Origin of the sequence: Hymenobacter sp. ISL-91 (assembly GCF_018613725.1) — a bacterium.
GTDB lineage: Bacteria > Bacteroidota > Bacteroidia > Cytophagales > Hymenobacteraceae > Hymenobacter.
The window spans coordinates 1-18,346 of the sequence record NZ_JAGGPS010000048.1 but is presented as its reverse complement, the minus strand read 5'-3'; the positions used below and the strand labels follow the sequence as shown (position 1 = coordinate 18,346).

At 61.0% G+C, this 18,346-nt stretch carries 13 protein-coding genes and 2 tRNA genes; 5 read left to right on the top strand and 10 right to left on the bottom strand.

Features of this window, described 5'->3' with window-relative positions:
• Positions 1-283: 283 nt before the first annotated feature.
• Positions 284-892 carry an HD domain-containing protein gene (locus tag J7E24_RS17150; RefSeq protein ID WP_215139339.1) on the bottom strand — a complete coding sequence of 203 codons (609 nt, stop codon included), beginning with the start codon at positions 890-892 and terminating at the stop codon, positions 284-286.
• A 199-nt stretch (positions 893-1,091) separates the two neighbouring features.
• Here J7E24_RS17150 and J7E24_RS17145 point away from each other — a divergent pair, with 199 nt between their 5' ends.
• A complete protein-coding gene (locus J7E24_RS17145) occupies positions 1,092-3,788 on the top strand; it encodes a cyclic nucleotide-binding domain-containing protein (protein WP_215139338.1) in 2,697 nt (898 codons plus the stop codon).
• Positions 3,789-3,849: 61 nt separating this feature from the next.
• Here the strand turns inward: J7E24_RS17145 and J7E24_RS17140 are convergent, their stop codons facing one another.
• From J7E24_RS17140 to J7E24_RS17125, 4 genes are all read right to left on the bottom strand, one after another.
• On the bottom strand, positions 3,850-4,896 hold the full coding sequence (locus tag J7E24_RS17140) for an adenylate/guanylate cyclase domain-containing protein (RefSeq protein WP_215139337.1): 1,047 nt from the start codon (positions 4,894-4,896) through the stop codon (positions 3,850-3,852).
• On the bottom strand, positions 4,871-5,299 hold the full coding sequence (locus tag J7E24_RS17135; protein WP_215139336.1) for a response regulator: 429 nt from the start codon (positions 5,297-5,299) through the stop codon (positions 4,871-4,873). Before J7E24_RS17135 ends, J7E24_RS17140 begins: the two co-directional genes overlap by 26 nt.
• A gap of 92 nt (positions 5,300-5,391) precedes the next feature.
• Positions 5,392-6,939, bottom strand: a complete 1,548-nt coding sequence (locus J7E24_RS17130; RefSeq protein WP_251047257.1) for an ATP-binding protein — start codon at positions 6,937-6,939, stop codon at positions 5,392-5,394.
• A 23-nt stretch (positions 6,940-6,962) separates the two neighbouring features.
• Entirely contained in the window at positions 6,963-7,304 is a 342-nt protein-coding gene (locus tag J7E24_RS17125; RefSeq protein WP_215139335.1) for a hypothetical protein, read from the bottom strand.
• A gap of 212 nt (positions 7,305-7,516) precedes the next feature.
• On the opposite strand from J7E24_RS17125, the gene J7E24_RS17120 reads away from it, so the two are divergent.
• Positions 7,517-9,508 (top strand): peptidylprolyl isomerase, encoded by a 1,992-nt coding sequence (locus J7E24_RS17120; protein WP_215139334.1) that lies wholly within the window; start codon positions 7,517-7,519, stop codon positions 9,506-9,508.
• Between the two features lie 272 nt (positions 9,509-9,780).
• Here J7E24_RS17120 and J7E24_RS17115 read toward each other — a convergent pair whose 3' ends face one another.
• Positions 9,781-10,122 (bottom strand): cupin domain-containing protein, encoded by a 342-nt coding sequence (locus J7E24_RS17115; protein ID WP_215139333.1) that lies wholly within the window; start codon positions 10,120-10,122, stop codon positions 9,781-9,783.
• A 182-nt stretch (positions 10,123-10,304) separates the two neighbouring features.
• Between J7E24_RS17115 and J7E24_RS17110 the strand changes: the two genes are divergently transcribed.
• Positions 10,305-11,144, top strand: a complete 840-nt coding sequence (locus J7E24_RS17110; RefSeq protein WP_215139332.1) for a serine O-acetyltransferase — start codon at positions 10,305-10,307, stop codon at positions 11,142-11,144.
• A gap of 117 nt (positions 11,145-11,261) precedes the next feature.
• Positions 11,262-12,182: a cysteine synthase A gene (cysK, locus tag J7E24_RS17105; RefSeq protein WP_215139331.1), complete on the top strand. Its 921-nt coding sequence runs from the start codon at positions 11,262-11,264 to the stop codon at positions 12,180-12,182.
• 118 nt (positions 12,183-12,300) lie between these two features.
• Here cysK and J7E24_RS17100 read toward each other — a convergent pair.
• The 4 genes from J7E24_RS17100 to J7E24_RS17085 all read right to left on the bottom strand — a co-directional run bounded on the left by J7E24_RS17100 (position 12,301) and on the right by J7E24_RS17085 (position 16,577).
• Positions 12,301-12,374, bottom strand: a tRNA-Ala gene (locus J7E24_RS17100).
• Between the two features lie 36 nt (positions 12,375-12,410).
• A tRNA-Ala gene (locus J7E24_RS17095) sits at positions 12,411-12,484 on the bottom strand.
• Positions 12,485-12,625: 141 nt separating this feature from the next.
• Positions 12,626-15,781 carry a TonB-dependent receptor domain-containing protein gene (locus J7E24_RS17090; protein WP_251047256.1) on the bottom strand — a complete coding sequence of 1,052 codons (3,156 nt, stop codon included), beginning with the start codon at positions 15,779-15,781 and terminating at the stop codon, positions 12,626-12,628.
• Between the two features lie 181 nt (positions 15,782-15,962).
• On the bottom strand, positions 15,963-16,577 hold the full coding sequence (locus J7E24_RS17085) for a C40 family peptidase (RefSeq protein ID WP_317195683.1): 615 nt from the start codon (positions 16,575-16,577) through the stop codon (positions 15,963-15,965).
• Positions 16,578-16,686: 109 nt separating this feature from the next.
• Between J7E24_RS17085 and J7E24_RS17080 the strand changes: the two genes are divergently transcribed.
• A complete protein-coding gene (locus J7E24_RS17080; RefSeq protein ID WP_215139330.1) occupies positions 16,687-18,105 on the top strand; it encodes an FAD-binding oxidoreductase in 1,419 nt (472 codons plus the stop codon).
• The last annotated feature ends 241 nt before the right edge of the window (positions 18,106-18,346 follow it).

Here is an 18,346-nt window from a genome sequence, read left to right as displayed (position 1 = left end):
ACCGGGGGGAGAAGCCCGGTCCGGCCGCACTTTTCCACCATCAGCCCCAATAATCTTCGGGCCTTCCTCTACGTTTTATCGGGTTTTGAAGCGGCCCTACAAACATACGAGCAGCACGGCAACCGGGCGTTATTTACGGCATGGGAAGAAGTGCTGGGGGGTATCAGCCCGAGGTGGGGGGGGGGCTTGCCCCCGCCCGCCGCTGGAACGATGACCGTCGCGTGCCGTTGGCTGGTGGCATGGTTCCGCATCGTTCAACGGCGGGCGGGGACAAGCCCCGCCCCTACGTCGGGCTGTTTCCCAAACTTTCCAACCGCTCTTTTACCTCCGCCAGGCGCTCCTGCTTGGCGGCTTCGCGGCGGGCGGTAGCCGTGGGCGTCCAGTAGTGGTGGGTGCTCAGAAACTGAACCTGCAGCTCCAGCCAGGCAGTTTCGTCGGCTATGAGGCCCCGGGCCGCCAGCTCCCCGAACAGCGTCTGGCTGACGGGCCAGAAGTCGGCAGGGCGGCCCAGGTAGTCCAGGTCGGCATCGCACAGAATCCGGGCCAGGTGCGAGTTACCGGGGCACTGCGGCATCTGGGTGGCCATAATCAGCTGGCAGATCAGCTCAATCTGCGGTGCCGTGTAACCGAAGCCGGGCAGCACCTGCCGGGCCAGCGCACAGCTGGCTTCCTCGTGGCCCTGGTAAGTGGTCAGGAAACCGGCATCGTGGTAGTAGGCCGCCGTGCGCAGCAGGGCCAGTTCTTCGGTATCGGTAATTTCTTCGGCCCGGGCCAACGCCCTGGCTTGCAGCACTACGTCGAGCGTGTGGTGCAGGCCGTGGTAGAGCAGGGACGGGGAGAGGTTCCGGCGCAACTGGTTGAGCACGTAGGTTTCGGCGCGAAGGCAATCCATTTTACGAAGCTGTTAGCTTAGAGCTGTTAGCTGATAGCTTACCAAAAATGTCTGGCAGCTGAAGAACAGTAAGGTAAGCGGTTGAGGTGAAAAAGTAGCCGTTCGGGCTTTCGAAAGGCGGCGGGCTTGTAGTTTGCAGCCGGCAAGCGGTAATTTGCCGTTAGCCGCTGCAAGCTGTCCGCTACCACTTCCATCAAACATGACGTTTCTCGCCCGCTGGCAACAACTATTGGGAATCCGGCCGGAGGAAGGCCGCTCGGTGGGGCTGTTCTTCCTGCACAACTTCCTGCTCGGCATCGGTACCATTCTGGTGTACGTGGCGGCCAACGTTATTCTGCTCGAAAACCACCCGGAAACCAGCCTGCCACTGGCCTACGCGGCCTCGGCGCTGGCCATGCTGGGGGCCGGGCAGGTGTACGCCCATTACGAGCACCACCTGGGCCTGCAGAAAGTAGCGGTGCGGGTGCTGCTGGCGGTAGTGGTGCTGATGGCCGTGATTGGCGTGTTGGTGGCGTTCGGCGAGTCGGTGGCGGCAGCAGTGGCTATTATGGCCGGCTACCGCGTCATCTACCTGCTTACCAACCTCGAGTTCTGGGGCGTGTCGGCGGTGGTGTTTGATGTGCGGCAGGGGCGGCGGCTATTCGGCGTCATCAGCTCGGGCGATATGCCGGCCAAGGCCCTGGGGGCTGTGCTGGCCGTGCTGGTGCATCATCATGCCGAGCTGCTGTGGCTGCTGCTGCTGGCGTTTGGCGCCTATGTAGGGGCGCTGCTGGTCGTGCAGGCCACTGGCCGCAGCCACCAGGTAGAAGTGCGCTCGGCTGCCCGTGCCGTCCGCCCCGAAGCCGTAGCCACCCCCTTGCGGCGCTGGCTGGGCAGTAGCCGGCTGGTGGGTACCATGTGCCTGAGTATGCTGCTGCTGGCGGCCGTCACCACGGGCATCGAGTACATCTTCTTTGTTAATGTGAAAGAGCAGTTTCACGATCAGGCCCAGGTAATGCGCTACGTGGGCACGGTGCTGGCGCTTACCTACCTGGTGGCCATGCTGCTGAAGCTGGCGGTAACCGGCCGGGCCCTCGACCGGCTGGGGCCGCGGCCGGTGCTGCTGGCGCTGCCATTGGTGCTGCTGGCCGGTTTCGCCTTGTTCGGGGTGCGCAACGAGCTGGGCCAGGCGGGGTTGCTGCTGTACCTGTGCGGGCTGTTTCTGGTGCAGGAAGTGCTGCGGCGGGCCTTTTTTGATCCGGTATTTCTGGTGCTGTTTCAGCCACTGCCGGCCGCCGAGCGGCTGCAGGCCCACACGCTGGCCAAGGGCGTATACGAGCCGCTGGGTCTGGGCCTGGGTGCCCTGCTGCTACTGGCGCTGCCCACCAACCTCGGCTGGCAGATTGGCTGGATGCTAGTGCTGATTGCCGGAGCTGCCCTGCTGCTGTATCGAACTTACGGCCATTACCTGGCCGAGTTGAGCCACGCCGTGGGCCGCCGGTTTGGCGAAGCCAGCCTCCCCGAATCCGGTCCGCTGACGGCCGCCAGTATCCCTGGCGCCCTAAACCGCCCCGCTGCCAGCGAAGCCGAAGTGGCCGCGCTGGTAGCAGCCTTGGGCAACAAAGCAAGCCGCGCTGCCGCTACCACCCAGCTGCTGGCGTTGGGCACAACAGCCCTGCCCGCCCTCTGCCCGCTGTTGGAGTCAGGGGCAGCCGAGGAGCCGATTATGCGCCGCGTGGCGTATATCTGCGGGCAGCTGCCGGGCGCGGCCAGCCACCGGGCGCTGGTGCAGCTGGCCCGTCAGCCGGCCCTTACCTGCCGCGAAGCCGCCCTGCGCGCCCTGCGCTACCACCCCGACAGCCCCACCAATGCCCCCGTGTTTCGGGAGCTGCTGGGCCAGGAGCTGCGACTGGCCCGGCAACTGCTGCACGGCCAGGCAAGTGCCGGAACCGGCCCCTTGTACCACGCCCTTGGCTACGAGCTGAAGCGGCTGGAACAGCGGCTGTTTGGGCTGTTGCAACAGCTGTACCCGCCCCAGCCCATCCGCGACGCCCAGCGCCATGTGGCCCAGGCCACCCGCGAGCGGCAGGCCAACGCCCTCGAAATTCTTGATAACCTCATCGACCGGCCAACCTATCAGGCCCTACAGACGCTGCTGGAAGTGGGCTCGCCCGCCGCCAAGGCCGCCCGGTTCGACCGGCTGCTGCCCGGGGCCCCGGCCGCGTTTGCCCGGCTGCCGGAAGCCGTAGCTGAACACGGCGAAACCCTGTTTACCGACTGGACGCTGAGCCTGGCGTTGCGGCAGTTACCGCCCGCGCGCACGCACTTGGCGCTGCTGCAGCCGCACTTGGCTTCGGCCAGCCTACTAGTGCGCGAAGCGGCATTGGCTGCGCTGCAGTACTGGGCCACCACCCAACCTGCCGCCTACCAGGCCGCCCTCACCGAAACCCCCGATTTAGCCGACCAACTCATGCACCACGCCGCTACCGCCCACATTTCGGCCGCCGACCGGGTGGCCGTGTTGCAACGCACGGCCCTGTTTGCCGCTACGCCCCCCAACGTGCTCAGCGCCATCGTTCCCATCATGCAGGAGGTCGAGCTGCAGGCCGACGAGCAGCTTTTCGCGCAGGGCGACCTGGGCAATTCGCTGTTTATCGTGCACGAGGGGCAGGTGGGCATCTTCACCGGGGCTCACCAGCTGGCCGCTTTCGGCCCGGGTGACTTCTTCGGCGAGCTGGCCCTGCTCGATGCCGAGCCCCGTTCGGCCACGGCCCGCGCCCTGGCCCCCACGCTGGCCTTTCGTCTCGATCAGGAAGATTTCTACGACGTGATGGAGGAGCGGCCCGAGGTGCTGCGCAACATTCTGCGCGTGCTCTGCCAGCGCCTGCGAAGGCAGAACGAAGTGGGAGGGAAGTAAATGAAGAGCGTGTCATTGCGAGCGGAGCGAAGCAATGACACGCTCTTCATTTACTTCCTCGCTACGCCACTACCTCGTAAATCATTACCGGCTCGGCCTTGTTCTTGAGGGCCACTTCCTGCAGCGGGCGGCACTGAAACGACTCCTTGATGTGCTCGTAGGTGGACTGCGTAACGACAATCTGGCCGGGCTGGGCGGCAGCCTGCAGGCGCTGGCTCACGTTCACGTTGTCGCCGATAACGGTGTAGTCGAGGCGCTTGAGCGAGGCCGAACCGATGTTGCCCGATACCATTTCGCCAGTATTGATGCCGATGCTTACCAGCGGCTGGTAGGGCTTGCCGTCAGGCAGCGTGTCGTGGTTAGCCTGCACGGCGGCGCGGGCGGCCAGGGCGGCATCCACGGCCCGGTCGAGGTGGTAGTCGTTGCGGAAAACGGCCATTACGGCGTCGCCCATAAACTTATCGATGTAGCCGCCCTGCGCAATAATCTCCTTCACCATCTGGTCGAAGTAGCGGTTGAGCATGGTAACGATGTCGGTAGGGGGCAGCACTTCCGAAAGCGAGGTGAAGCCGCAGATGTCGATGAAAACCACCGTGGCCTGCACCGTTTCGGAGGCCATGAGCGTGTTCTTGAACTCGGGTCGGCCCACAAAATTGAGCACGGTTTCATCCACGTACATGCGCAGGATGTTGTTTTCCTGGATGGCCCGCAGCGTCTGGCGCACTTGCTGTACGTGCTGGGCCGTTTTGTCAATAGTCAGCTCCAGGTCCTGAAAATCGACGGGCTTGGTCACGAAATCGAAGGCCCCGCGGTTCATGGCCGTGCGGATGTTGTGCATGTCGCCGTAAGCCGATACCATCACCGTTTTGATGACCGGATTAACCTCCGGCAGACGGCCAAGCAGTGCCAGCCCGTCCATCACCGGCATATTTATGTCGGACAGGATGATGTCGAAATCGGTTTGCTCGCCCAGCGTATCAAGCGCCTGCTGGCCGTCGTGGGCAAACACGAACTCGTACACGTTTTCCCTGATTTTGCGCCGGAACTTCTGTTTGATGAGCAGCTCCAGGTCGGCCTCATCATCAACTACCAGAATTTTCGTTTTCATAAGCGTTGTCGTCTTGGGCGGCAAGTTGCAGCAATTTCTGCTTGAGGGCAGCGAAATCGACCGGTTTGGTCAGGAAGTCGCTGGCTCCCAGCTCCAGCGCCTGCTGGCGGCTGGTTTCGTCGGCGTAGGCCGTTAGCATCATCACCCGGGGCGGGGCGGGCGGGGGCGGAGCCGGGTACTCCTGCCGGATGCGGCCCAGCAGCTCCAGCCCACTCATGCCGGGCATATTAATGTCGGACAGAATCAGGACCAGCTCCGAAGCATGCTGGTGCAGGTAGTCGAGCGCCTCCTCGCCGGAGTGGGCAAACGCAAACCGCAGCTGCCCGCCCCGAATCTCGCGCCGGAAACGCTGCTCAAACAGCGCCCGCACGTCCAACTCATCATCTACTACCAGAATATTCATGTAAGCGAAAGTATAGTAATTGGCAGTTGATAGGCAGGCTTCCGGCTGTTGTTCTTTATGAACGGTTAAAAGCCCGCAAGCAACTGAAAAATTTAGCTGGGCAGCTCAATTATGAACTCCGTGCCCTGCCCTTCCTCGGTTTCGAGGCTGAGCGTACCGTTGTGGCCCTTAGTGATGATGTCGTAGCTGAGCGAGAGGCCCAGGCCTGTACCTTCGCCGGCGGGCTTGGTAGTGAAAAAAGGCTGGAATATTTTCTGGCGCACGGCCTCCGGAATGCCGGTGCCGTTGTCGTGTACCCGGATTTCTACGCCGCCTTCGGGCAAGGCGCGGGTGCGTACGCTCACGGTGGGCACGTAGTCGGGCTGGGCGGGCAGCTGCTCGCGGCGTTTCTGCACGGCGTAGAAAGCGTTGGTGAACAGGTTGAGCAGCACCCGGCCCACGTCGGGCCCAACGGCTTCCACTAGGGGCAGGTCGGGAGCGAAGTCGGTGTGCAGCGTGGCGTTGAAGCTTTTGTTTTTGGCCCGCAGGCCGTGGTAGGCCAGGCGCAGGTACTCGTCGGCGAGCAGGTTGAGGTCGGTGGGCAGCCGCTCGCCGGTGCTGGCGCGGCTGTGTTCCAGCATGCCGCGCACAATGCTGGCTGCCCGATGCCCGTGGTGGGTAATCTTGGTCAGGTTCTGGCGCAGGTTGTGCAGCAGCTCGGTTTCCAGGGCCAGGTCGCGCGTGGGGCGCTGCTGCTCTTCCTCCAGCTCATCCAGCAGCTCGCCGCTTACGTCGGCAAAGTTGGTGACGAAGTTGAGCGGGTTCTGGATTTCGTGGGCAATGCCGGCCGTCAGTTCGCCCAGGCTGGCCATTTTCTCGCTCTGGATGAGCTGATCCTGCGTGATGCGCAGCTCCTCCAGTGTTTCGCGTAGTTCCTCCGTCTGGCGGGTGAGCGAGGTGGTGCGCTCGGTTACCATCTGCTCCAGAATAGCGTTCTGCGCTTCAATACGCCGTTTTTCGAGGGCGGCGGCCTCGCGTTCCAGCCGCTCGGCCTCGGCCTGGCGCTTGTGGCTGCGCGCCACAAAGGCAAAAACAATCAGCCAGAGCACGCTGAACCCCTGGGCCGAACTGAATCCTTCGTGGTAGAAGTCCAGCGTGGCAGGCGAAATAGCGTGTAGTAGCAGCTCGCTCCCCTTGGTTACGGCCAGGGGCACCAACCCCAGCAGCAGCGTCCGGGCCGGACGATAGTCGCGCACCAATGCCAGCACGGCTATCAGCAGGCCCAGCACCAGCAGCACATAAAAATCGTCGGCCTTTGTGCGTTGCAGGCCCAGAATTATCATTCCCAGGTAATACCCTATGCCCAGTATCCAGAACCGGGAATACAACTTATCCCAATAGGGCAGACGCTCTTTGCTGTTGATGAACCGGCCCACACTCCGCACCAGCGGGATACTGATAGCCACCAGAAACAGGACGTTCATGCCCGCGTTAGCGACTCCCTCCTCCACATCCTGCTTCAGCTTGTAGGTCGAGTCCTCATCCGGTTTGCTGGGCGTAAGCGAAACTGTGGCGTTGGCGCTATCCTGCCGGGTAACCACGATGTCGTTACTGTAGAACTTGCTACGGATGCGGATGGTATCGGGCATGGACTGGGCCATCGGAAGCGGGTTGAAGGGCGAAGTCAGAGAGCGGCCGGGGTCGGGGCATCGGCTACCTGCGTGCTGAACATTTTCGGCAGGGGCAGCGTGAGTACCAGCACGGGGTTGGCAGGCGCAGGCGTTGCGGCGGCATTACGACGATTCTTTTTGGCCGGACCTTCGAGTAAACCGGCCGCCTCGCCCAGACGGGCTACCAGCGGCGGCAGCGGCAGATGGAGCGTAAGTACCCGTTCGCGCCGGGCCGGAGGGGCAGCTGCCGGCTTGCTTTCAGTCGAACCAGCGCCGGCCGTTTGCTGTGCCTGCACGGTGGGTGCGGCGAGCAACAGTCCGGAAAATACTACCAGAAGCACGCGAACAACGGGCATAGCGGATTAGCAGCGGAATGGTGGTAAAGATGCGACGATAAATGGATTTCTCGTCTCTGTCCTAGTAAAGTCGGGCAGCTGGCCTCTCGGGCAGCCTTGGCCTGCCGGAAACGGGCTGGCTGGGGCTACTTGCAGAAGTACTCCGCCCTGTCAGATGTATTTCGGGCCGGCCAGGGTTGCCTTAGGAGCCGAAGTATCTATCTTGGGCAACCATGACCTACTCTGCTCTTTGCCGGGCCACGGCCGCTGTAGCAATAGCCGCCGGCCTGCTACCCGCCTGCGCCCCCCGCCCCGTTGCTTCTGCCGCTGCCCCCGGCGCCCCGGCCAATCAGTTTGCCCTCGATAGCGCGCTGCGCCGCATTGCCACCCTGCAGGATGAGCGTCGTACGGCTGCTCTGCTGCCTTACCTAGGGCACACCGAAGCCCGTTACCGCCAAGCGGCAGCCGAGGCCCTGGCTTCGGTGCAGGATAAAGCCGCAACGCCCGGCCTGCTGCTGTTACTGCAGGAAGACGCCGAGCCCCGAGTGCGCCAGCTGGCCGCCTACGCGCTGGGCCAAACCGCCGACTCGACGGCCGAAACCGGCCTTTACCAGCAACTGCCCCACGAACCCGACGCTACGGCCCGCCGCTACGTGCTGGAGGCCCTGGGCCGCTGTACCAGTCGGGCCGGGCTGGCTTCCCTCACCAAGCTGCCGCCGGCCCTGGTTCCCGATACGGCCGCCCTTAGCGGACAGGCCTGGGGCCTGTACCGTGCCGGGCTGCGGGGCCTTACCTCAGAAGCTGCTGTTGCCCGGCTGATGCAGCTGCTGGCGGCTCCTAACCCCACCAGCGCCCGGCTGGCGGCTGCCAGCGCGCTGGCGCGCACCCGGGGCCTCAACCTGGCTCCTTATGCCACGGCCCTTACTGCCGCCGCCCGCCAAGATCGGCACTACGCCGTACGGGCCGCCGCGGCCCAGGCGCTGGCCAAAGCCGCCACCGACCCCGCCGTGCCCGCTACCCTGGCTGCCCTGGCCCGCCGCGACCCCGATTACCGCGTACGCCTGAGCGCGCTACGGGCTATGTCGGGACCCATGTATGCGCCCGTGAAGGAGGCCGCCTGGGCGGCCCTGACCGATGAAAATGCCCAGGTGGCCCTTGCGGCGGCCGAATTCTTTCTGACTCATGCCACCAACGAGCCCGGCCCGACGCTGCTTGAAAAAGCCCAGGCCCTGTCGCAGTGGCGGGTGCGGGCCACGCTGCTGGCCGCTGCCCTGCGCCAGCCCGGTGCCGGCCGCGCCGCCATCCGGCGGGCCGTGCAGGAGCGCTACACGGCCGCTACCGATGCCTACGAGAAGGGCTACCTGCTGAAGGCGTTAGGCGAAGACCCGGCCGCCTTCGACTTTGTGCGCGAGGCTACTTTCGCGCCGGGCCGCTCGCTGGTGGTAGGCACCTACGGCATGGAGGCGCTGGTAGCCCAGCGCCAGCTGCCCGACTTTCCGGCCGCCCGTCAGCCCGAATTTGCGCTGGCGCTCCGCCAGGCTGTGCTCGGCGGCGACGTAGCTCAGCTGGGGCTGGCCGCCGAAGCCATCCGCGACCCGAAATTGAACCTGCGCCCCCTACTGCCCAACCCCGATTTTCTGCTGGACGCCCGCGCCAAGTTGGTGCTGCCCCGCGACCTGGAGGCCTTGCAGTCGTTGCAGCAAACCGTTGACTACCTGCGCGGCGTGAAGCCAACGCCCGTACCGGTGGCCCAGGCCGCCAGCCACCCCATTCCGTGGGATGTGGTGACGGCGCTGCCGGCCGTGCCGCGGGCGGTGGTGCGTACCAGCAAGGGCAACGTAGTAATGCGCCTGCTCGTGAACGAGGCTCCCGGCTCGGTGGCCAGCTTCGTGCAGCTCGTGCGCCAGGGCTTTTATGATGGCAAAAACTTCCATAGGGTAGTACCCAACTTCGTGGCCCAGGGCGGCTGCCCGCGTGGCGACGGCTGGGGCAGCACCGACTACAACCTGCGTTCCGAATTTGCCGACCTGCACTACGGCGAAGGAGCTGTGGGCCTGGCGTCGGCCGGTAAAGACACCGAAAGTTGCCAGTGGTTCATCACCCACGCCCCCACGCCCCACCTCGACGGCCGCTATACCATCTTCGCCCAGGTGGTGGAGGGCATGGACGTAGTAAGCCGCCTCGAAATTGGCGACCGAATTGATAAAGTGGAGTTGCTGAAATAAGCTGTTTGCTTGCCAAAATGCATCATAATGAAGCTACCTAGAAAGCCAAAAGACCGTCATGCTGAGCTTGCCGAAGCATCTCTACCGCTTCATTGAACGACTGTAACGAAACGGTAGAGATGCTTCGGCTGCGCTCAGCATGACGGTCTGATTTATCCAAGCTTTTCCTAAACAGCCTCACTAAAAACCCCACCCCAGCAATTGCCAGGGTGGGGTTTTCGTTTTTCCAGCTAACAGCTACCAGCTACCAGCTAACAGCTACCAGCTACCAGCTACTTGTCGTCGCGGCCGTGGGCCTGGGCGGGGGGCGTGGTGGCTTCTACAGCCGAAAACTCCTCCAGAATCTTGTAGGTATGCGAGGCTCCTTTGGGTACTACCCAGGAGTTGCCGGGCTCCAGCACAACCATCTGGCCCTCTATATGCAACTCGGCCCGGCCTTTCAGCACGTAGCCTACCGTTTCGTAGGCACTGGCCGACGGCTCTTTCGGCTCACCGGGTTGCTCGTTTTCCCACATACGCATAGAAACGTGAACGCCCGAAGCCAGGTACTTTTCGCCATCGGAGCCTTTGGGCGAGTGCTGCGAGTCTACTTTGGTGATGGTGGTATCAGCCATGCTATACATTAAATAAAAAGTGAAGAAATTTAGATTACTTCCCCGCTAACGCAGCCCGTAGCCCTGAGGTTGTTGCCTGCTGCATCGGGTGCGGGGCCAAACCTTCGGCTCCGGCCAACGGTTACTTCTCTCCTTGGGACTGCCGCCGAGCTGCGGCTACCCGTCAGTTGTTCACTCCCTGCATGGTCCCTCCCTACGACCCCGATTTCCTGGCCCTGCTGGCCCACGCGCATCAGACTACGGCCGCCCCCTTGCCCGGCCCGGGCTTCTGCCAGCTGGCCGACCGGCTGCTGGCGCTGTTGTTTCCGGAGCGCGCCCCGCGCCCGCTGCCCAGCCCCGACACGCTGGCCGCCACGCTGTGCCTGCTCCAGAACGATTTAGCCGAACTGTTGCAGGCCGTTGCCACACCCGCCGAAGCTGCCCAATATGCCCTGGCCTCCATGAACGCACTGCCGGCTCTGCGCCAGACTCTGCTGCTTGATGCGGAGGCCATTGTGGCCGCCGACCCGGCCGCCCAGGATCTGGCCGAAGTCATCACTACCTATCCGGGGTTTTATGCCACGGCGCTGCACCGCTTTGCCCACGGCCTGCACCGGCGGGGAGTGCCGCGGGTGCCACGCCTGCTCAGCGAGTATGCCCACCAGCGTACCGGCATCGACATCCACCCCGGCGCCAGCATCGGTCCTTCTTTCTGCATCGACCACGGCACGGGCCTGGTTATTGGCGAAACCTGTAGTATCGGAGCCCGGGTGAAGATTTTTCAGGGCGTTACGCTGGGTGCCCTGAGCGTAGGCAAGCACCTCGAAGGCATCAAGCGCCACCCCACCATCGAAGACGACGTCGTGATTTATGCCGGCGCTACCATCCTGGGGGGGAGCACCACAATTGGGCGCCACAGCCTGATTGGGGGCAACGTCTGGCTTACCGAAAGCGTACCCTCGCACTCGCGTGTGTACCACAAAGCCCAAATCCACGTTACCCGCGCCGAAGACCCGGCCGGAGACATCATGTTCTCCATTTGAGTCAGCACCGATACGCGAAGCTCCAGCTTCGCGTATCGGTGCTGACTCCCGAATCGTTCAATATCGTTCAACGACCTGCGAAGCTGGAACTTCGCGCTACAGCTTAACTCCTCAAAAATGAAAGCCAACACCATTCTCGACACTATCGGCAACACGCCGCTGCTACGCCTCCACCGCCTGTTTGCCGACCGGCCCGATGTGAAGGTGTGGATGAAGCTGGAGCGTTCCAACCCCGGCGGCAGCATCAAAGACCGCATTGCCCTGAGCATGATTGAGGAAGCCGAAAAGAGCGGCCTCCTGAAGCCTGGCAGCGTCATCATCGAGCCAACCTCGGGCAACACCGGCGTGGGCCTGGCCATGGTGGGCGCCGTGAAGGGTTATCAGGTAACGCTTGTCATGCCCGAGAGCATGAGCATTGAGCGCCGCCGCCTGATGGCTGCCTACGGGGCCTCGCTTGAATTGACGCCTCGTGAAAAAGGCATGAAAGGTGCCATTGCGCGGGCCCAGGAGCTGGTGCAGGCCGACCCGAATGCCTGGATGCCGGGCCAGTTCGATAACCCGGCCAATATCAAAGCCCACGTGGAGCACACGGCCCGCGAAATTCTGACCGATGCGCCCGAAGGCTTTGATTATTACATCACCGGGGTAGGCACCGGCGGCCACCTGACGGGCGTAGCGCAGGTATTGAAGCCAAAGTTTCCTAAGCTACAGGTGTTTGCCGTCGAGCCCGAACTTTCGCCCGTTATCAGTGGCGGCGCGCCGGGCCCGCACCCCATTCAGGGGGTAGGCGCCGGCTTCATCCCCGAAAACCTGCACACCGACCTACTCGACGGCACCGTGCTGGTGAGCCAGCAGGCCGCCGCCGACATGGCCCGCCGTGCCGCCCGCGAGGAGGGCATTTTCGTCGGCATCTCCTCGGGTGCCTCGCTGGCTGCCGTGGCCCAAAAACTGGCCGATATGCCCCAGAACAGCCGTGTGCTTACCTTCTGCTACGACACCGGCGAGCGGTACCTGTCGGTAGAAGGCCTGTTCTCGTAATCGGCTTGGAGCGAACGGGCTCAGTCTAAAAGCAAAAAGGCCACCTCAGTTGAGGTGGCCTTTTTGCTTTTATTCAAAGAAGGAGCGAAGTATAAGAAATTCGCTACTATTTACTCCGTGGAGAATATCGGAGTCGAACCGATGACCTCTTGCATGCCATGCAAGCGCTCTAGCCAGCTGAGCTAATCCCCCGGGGTAGTACACGTTTTGCCAATTACAAAACGGGAGTGGAGAATATCGGAGTCGAACCGATGACCTCTTGCATGCCATGCAAGCGCTCTAGCCAGCTGAGCTAATCCCCCTCGTGGTACTGTGCCAAGCCGCCGGATGCGTTTTGGTGAGGCAAAAGTACGCGCTCTTTTTGATTCTGCAAGGCAGCGCGCAAAAAAAACGGGCTGGCAACGCTGCCAGCCCGTTTTAGAATATTCAACTAGCTGACTGACTTAGTTGAACGAGTAGCGTAGGCCCAACTGGCCCTGCCAGCGTGAACCGAAGAAAGAGTCGCTGTAACCGCGGTTGCCGTTGGCGGCAAAGGTGGCAGGGAACGAGAAAGTCGGTTGTGCACCCGCAGCAGCCGATTCAGCACGTAATAGTTCTACGGCATTGTTGGCAACTGTGTACTGGCGGCCCCACTCTTTGTTAAGTAGGTTGCCTACGTTCTGTACATCGAGGGTAATCTGGAAGGAATTCTTTTTGCCGCCAGCTAAGAAATTAATATTCTGGGCGATACGAACATCTACCTGATGCGTCCAGGGTGTGCGGCCGGCGAAACGCTCGGCGTACTGACCGCGGTGGCTGCGCAGGTAAGGGTCGTTCTCGATAAAGGCGTTCAACTGAGCCTTAATTTCATCGAGCGAACGGGGGTCCGACGAGCCGCTTTTTACCAAAATAATCTCACGGGCATCGTTTACATCACGTGGGATGTAGATGAGGTCATTGGTGAAGGCACCATCGTTGTTGATGTCGCGGCCACCCTGACCGTAGACGTAAGCAACCGGAGCACCGGCCAAACCTTCGTAGATAACCGAAATGTTGGTGGAGAGCTTGTCGCCGGCATAGTTAAAGGTGTAGCCTCCCGTCAGTAGTATGCGGTGGCGCTGGTCGTTGCGCGAGAATCCCAACTCTGGGTTGTTAGGGTCGGATTGAACTTGGTTGAACTGCCAGTTCGAGAGAGCCGTGCTGCTTGCTCCGCTGTTGATTTCCTTGGCAACGCCGTAGGTGTACGACGCCGACGTGTTGATACCGCTGGCGAAGTTCTTTTGCAACTGGCCCGTTACGTTGTAGCGGTAACCCTTGCTCGTGTTGTCGAGCAACAGCACGTTGGTGTAATCTTTACTGTTAACCTGACGAGCGCTCGGATAGTAAGGGCGCTGGTCGGGACCAGCCAAGCGGCCGGTTGGGGCAACCAAGTTGATATTGCGGTAGTAGATGTCGTTAAGCGTCTTCGAGTAGATGCCTTCCAACGTGGCAATCACATCACCGGGCAGACGGAAGTCGACGGCTAAGTTGGTACGCCATACCTGGGGCAGCTTGAAGTCTTTCTCAACTACGTTGATTTCTGACCTAGGCGAAACCGAGCCCGCGAAGACAGTTGGGATTTGTGACGGATCGGTTACGATGGGTGGGTTAGTTGTGGATGTTGCCCGGGCATCTACCGCACCCTGAATCAGGCCGCTATTGGTAAAGTTATTAGACAGGAACACGAATGGCACCCGGCCGCTAAAGATACCTGTACCACCGCGGAGTTGCAGGCTGGCATCATTATTTACGTCCCAGTTAAAACCAATCCGCGGCGCGAACAGCAGCTGACCGTTGGGCAGTTCGTCGGTACGGATGCCTGGAAATGTGGTGGTAACCCCTTGGTTGAAACCAGGCTTGTCGAAGAAGAAAGGCGCATCTACGCGCAAACCAGCGGTCAGGCGCAGGTTCTCGATAGGCGAGAATTCATCCTGAATGTACGCGCCGAACTGCATGGCGCTGAACTGAGCTGCTCCTCCATCGCGAGTGGCATAGGCCGCCTGCAGGCGGTTAGGCTTCTCGTCGAGGAAATCTTGCAGTGTGTTGAACTGGTAATAGCCGACCCCGTTGTTGATGAACAGGTTATCGAACTTGAAGAACTCGTTGTGCGTACCTAAGGTAATGGTGTGCTTACCGAAGGCGCGCGTTACGTTATCAGTAAGCTCGAAAATATCCTGGTTCAAGGAATTGAAACCTGAACTGCGCTGAGTACCCAAAGTATATCGGTTACCGGCTTGGTTGATTTCAAAGGTTGGGAACAGGTTGCCGGGCGTATCGCGTGAGTCGCGAACCGTTTGGTAGCTGAGCAACAGTTTGTTCGATATTTTGCCCAAACGGCTGTTAAGTTCCAGTACCGAACTGTTGGTTTTGCTGCTAATGCGGTAGGCGTTGCCGCCATACTGCAATGACGTGTTGGAGCGGCCGATAGCGTCATCGAAGGCATCGATGTAGTTATGGCGAATTGTGAGCTGGTTGTTCTGATTGAGGTTGAAGTCGAGACGACCAAATATTTTAGTGCTCTCGGTGCGAAGCGTTTCGCTGCCGTAGTTACCTACATCATAGCCGTATTTCGACAACGCACGGTCGGCAATGGTTTTAGCCACTACCGGATCGATTTGCGAAGCCGCGGTGCCAAGGTCGAAGCCCAGCGGTGAGCTGCGGCGGTCAATCTCGGCATTCACGAAGAAGAACACTTTGTCTCTTACAATAGCGCCACCTACGCGGGCACCCGTCTGGTAGCGATAGAAATCGGTTGCCTTAGTACGGGGCTCGGTTACGCTCTTGCCTACCAGCTTCTCGTTGCGGCCAAAGGCGTACACGGAGGCCGACAGGTCGTTGGTGCCCGAGCGGGTTACGGCATTTACGCCGCCACCCGTGAAGTTGCCCAAGGTTACGTCGTACGGAGCCACAACCACCTGAAGCTCTTGGATAGCATCGAGCGAGATGGGCGAGGTACCCGTCTGGCCGCCGGGCGTACCTGAGCCCGATAGACCAAATACGTCGTTGTTTACTGCGCCGTCAATCGTAATGTTATTGTAGCGGTTGTTGGCACCACCAATCGACGAACTGCCGCCGCCGTTGGACTGAGGCGAAAGACGAACAAAATCAGTGACGCTCCGCCCCAAGGTGGGTAGGCGCTGGATTTGCTCGCGCGATACCGTAGTAGCAGCACCAGTACGACCGGCATTGATATTACGGTCTTGGGTGCCCGTTACCAACACCTCGCCGAGCGTCTGCTCCGACTCATTTAGGTTCACGTCGAGGCGTAGGTTTTGACCTAGGGTGAGAAAGATGTTCTCCCGCACTGACTCCCTATAACCTACGAATGTAACGCGAACCGTATAGGGTCCGCCCACACGCATGCCCTGAATGTTAAAGCGGCCTTCCGAATTGGTGGGAGCCACGTACTGGGTGTTGGTAGGCGTGTGGACGGCAATTACCGTGGCGCCGGGCAACCCTTCGCCGGCTTTATCGGTAACAACACCGCTCATGGCCGAAGTGGTAGCTTGGGCCCAGCTCAAGTGCGCCGACATAAGGGCCATGGGCACCAAGGCTACTGAAGCGTAAAGGTGGCGTCTCATAGAAGAGGGAAATGGGTGAAAAAGGGGCTTTTGAAAAAAAGTAAAAAGCTTCCGCAAAGGTAAGGCCCCGAAGGCCGGTACATGTTACGGGAGTATGATGTTTGCCTTGTTCAAACCGATAGCCAAAACACGAAGCCTAAGCTCCAAAAGGCTTAATGGCCGCAAAGGTAACTGGTTGATTTCATAACCTGGGCCTTACGGCCTTAATAAATCGGCTCAGGTAGTAATCCGTTTCCAGCGCATTCTCGATAACGCCCAGCGAGCTGGAAGAATGGATAAACTGCACACTCTCAGGCGTCGCCACGGTTACCATGCCAACGTGCGTAATCGTGTTGCTGCCCGGCGAGGCACCAAAAAATACTAGGTCGCCGGGCTGTAACTCCTGAGGTTTCACGGGGGTGCCCCACACTGCCTGCTCGTTGCTGGAGCGCGGGATGTTGACGTTGATAGCCGCAAATGACTCGTGCAGCAGCCCCGAGCAATCCATGCCCAGGCGGGTAGTGCCGCCGTACTTATACGGCACGCCCTGATACGAGCGCGCAGTCTGGATTACCTCGGCAATGGGCCTGGAAACGTTGGCGGCAATAGGCGCGGCCCCGGGCCGGCGCGACACTATTTTAGTGCGGCCGGCCGCGGTTTTCGACTTGGTTTTTACAGTAACCGGAGCCCGGCCCCGGCCGCGGGCCCGCTCGGCCGCCTTGATGCGGGCCATATCGCGCGCCGAGTGGTAACGGCCGTTGCTGTAGTTTACCTTTCCGGCGTTGCAGCCCGGCAGCGCGCTCAGCGCCAGTAGCACTAAAACCGGAAGCGCCCATTGCCGCCACCAGGCTGAATAACTTATCTTCGTACTGTATTCCTGCATTAGCGCAAAGATACGCACCCTCTTCACTTTCCCTCGCTTGCTCATGGATTTCCAGCTGCTGACTCCGGCCTTAGTGACTCATTTTGAAGAAATTGTCGGCTTGGCTTACGTGCTTACGGCCCAGCGCACCGAAGCTGCCGAGTACGCCGGCTACGGCCGCGACCATACCGAAGACCTGCACTACGCCCCCGATGTGGTGGTAAAGCCCGCTAACGCCACCGAGGTAAGCCAAATTGTGCGCCTCTGCCACGAGCACCACATTCCGGTAACGGCCCGGGGGGCGGGCACGGGCCTGAGCGGCGGGGCGCTGCCGCTGCATCAGGGGTTGGTATTGAGTACCGAACGGCTGAATAAAATCATCGAAATAGATGAGCGCAACCTGCAGGCCACCGTTGAGCCCGGTGTTATCAATGAGGTGTTCCAGAACGCAGTGAAAGAGGTGGGCCTGTTCTATCCGCCCGACCCGGCCAGCAAGGGCAGCTGCTTTTTAGGCGGCAACCTCGCCCACAGCAGTGGTGGCCCCAAAGCCGTGAAGTACGGCACCACCCGCGACTACGTGCTCAACCTAGAGGTGGTGCTACCCACCGGCGACATTATCTGGACGGCCGCCAACACGCTCAAAAACTCCACCGGCTACAACCTCACCCAACTCATGGTGGGCTCCGAGGGCACGCTGGGCATTATTACCAAGGCTGTATTCCGCCTGCTGCCCTATCCGAAGCACAACATCCTGATGCTGGTGCCCTTCCGGCACGAGGCCCAGGCGGCCGAAGCCGTGGCAGCCGTGTTTCGGGCCGGCATTATCCCGTCGGGGATGGAGTTTATGGAACGCGAGGCCATTGCCTGGTCCAGCGACTACCTCCAGATTCCGCTCACGCTGCCCGAAGATATTACCGCCCACCTGCTCATCGAGCTTGATGGTCAGGATATCGACCAGCTGTACAAAGAGGCCGAGCAGGTGTACGAGGTGCTGGAGCGCTACGATGTGGGCGAGATTCTGCTGGCCGACAACGCCACCCAGAAAGACGAACTCTGGAAAATCCGCCGCAACATTGGCAATGCCGTGCGCTACAATTCGGTGTACAAGGAGGAAGATACCGTAGTGCCCCGCGCCGAACTGCCCACGCTGCTAAAAGGCGTAAAGGAGATTGGCCGCCGCTACGGCTTCAAAAGCGTCTGCTACGGCCACGCCGGCGACGGTAACCTGCACGTCAACATCATCCGCGGCGACCTGAGCGACGAGATGTGGAACGTGGGCCTACGCCAGCCCATCACCGAGATATTCGAGCTCTGTGTGCAGCTCGGGGGCACTATTTCCGGCGAGCATGGCATTGGGCTGGTGCAGAAAGGCTACATCGGTATTGCGCTTCAACAAGCCAATCTGGAGTTGATGCGCGGCATCAAGCAGGTATTCGACCCGCACGGCATCATGAACCCCGGTAAAATCTGGACCACAGCGTAGCGCCGATGCAAGCGAGACTAGCGTGCGAAGTAGTTCTATCAGCACGCTGTAGGGGCGGGGCTTGTCCCCGCCCCCCGTTACAACGATTACCGGTGAACGGGTTAACATGCTGCGGCGCGCAACGCGGGGGGGGGGGAAGACCCCCCCCCCCCCCCCCCTCTTCTACCTTTTTTATAAAACCCCCCCGCCCTCCCTCTCCCTTCGAAAAAAAAAAACCCCCATTTAGTGGGTGTTTTTTTTT

Coding starts and splice junctions, on each gene's coding strand:
- J7E24_RS17150 (WP_215139339.1), bottom strand. CDS start 892: ATGGATTGCCTTCGCGCCGAAACCTACGTGCTCAACCAGTTGCGCCGG.
- J7E24_RS17145 (WP_215139338.1), top strand. CDS start 1,092: ATGACGTTTCTCGCCCGCTGGCAACAACTATTGGGAATCCGGCCGGAG.
- J7E24_RS17140 (WP_215139337.1), bottom strand. CDS start 4,896: ATGAAAACGAAAATTCTGGTAGTTGATGATGAGGCCGACCTGGAGCTG.
- J7E24_RS17135 (WP_215139336.1), bottom strand. CDS start 5,299: ATGAATATTCTGGTAGTAGATGATGAGTTGGACGTGCGGGCGCTGTTT.
- J7E24_RS17130 (WP_251047257.1), bottom strand. CDS start 6,939: ATGGCCCAGTCCATGCCCGATACCATCCGCATCCGTAGCAAGTTCTAC.
- J7E24_RS17125 (WP_215139335.1), bottom strand. CDS start 7,304: ATGCCCGTTGTTCGCGTGCTTCTGGTAGTATTTTCCGGACTGTTGCTC.
- J7E24_RS17120 (WP_215139334.1), top strand. CDS start 7,517: ATGACCTACTCTGCTCTTTGCCGGGCCACGGCCGCTGTAGCAATAGCC.
- J7E24_RS17115 (WP_215139333.1), bottom strand. CDS start 10,122: ATGGCTGATACCACCATCACCAAAGTAGACTCGCAGCACTCGCCCAAA.
- J7E24_RS17110 (WP_215139332.1), top strand. CDS start 10,305: ATGGTCCCTCCCTACGACCCCGATTTCCTGGCCCTGCTGGCCCACGCG.
- cysK (WP_215139331.1), top strand. CDS start 11,262: ATGAAAGCCAACACCATTCTCGACACTATCGGCAACACGCCGCTGCTA.
- J7E24_RS17090 (WP_251047256.1), bottom strand. CDS start 15,781: ATGAGACGCCACCTTTACGCTTCAGTAGCCTTGGTGCCCATGGCCCTT.
- J7E24_RS17080 (WP_215139330.1), top strand. CDS start 16,687: ATGGATTTCCAGCTGCTGACTCCGGCCTTAGTGACTCATTTTGAAGAA.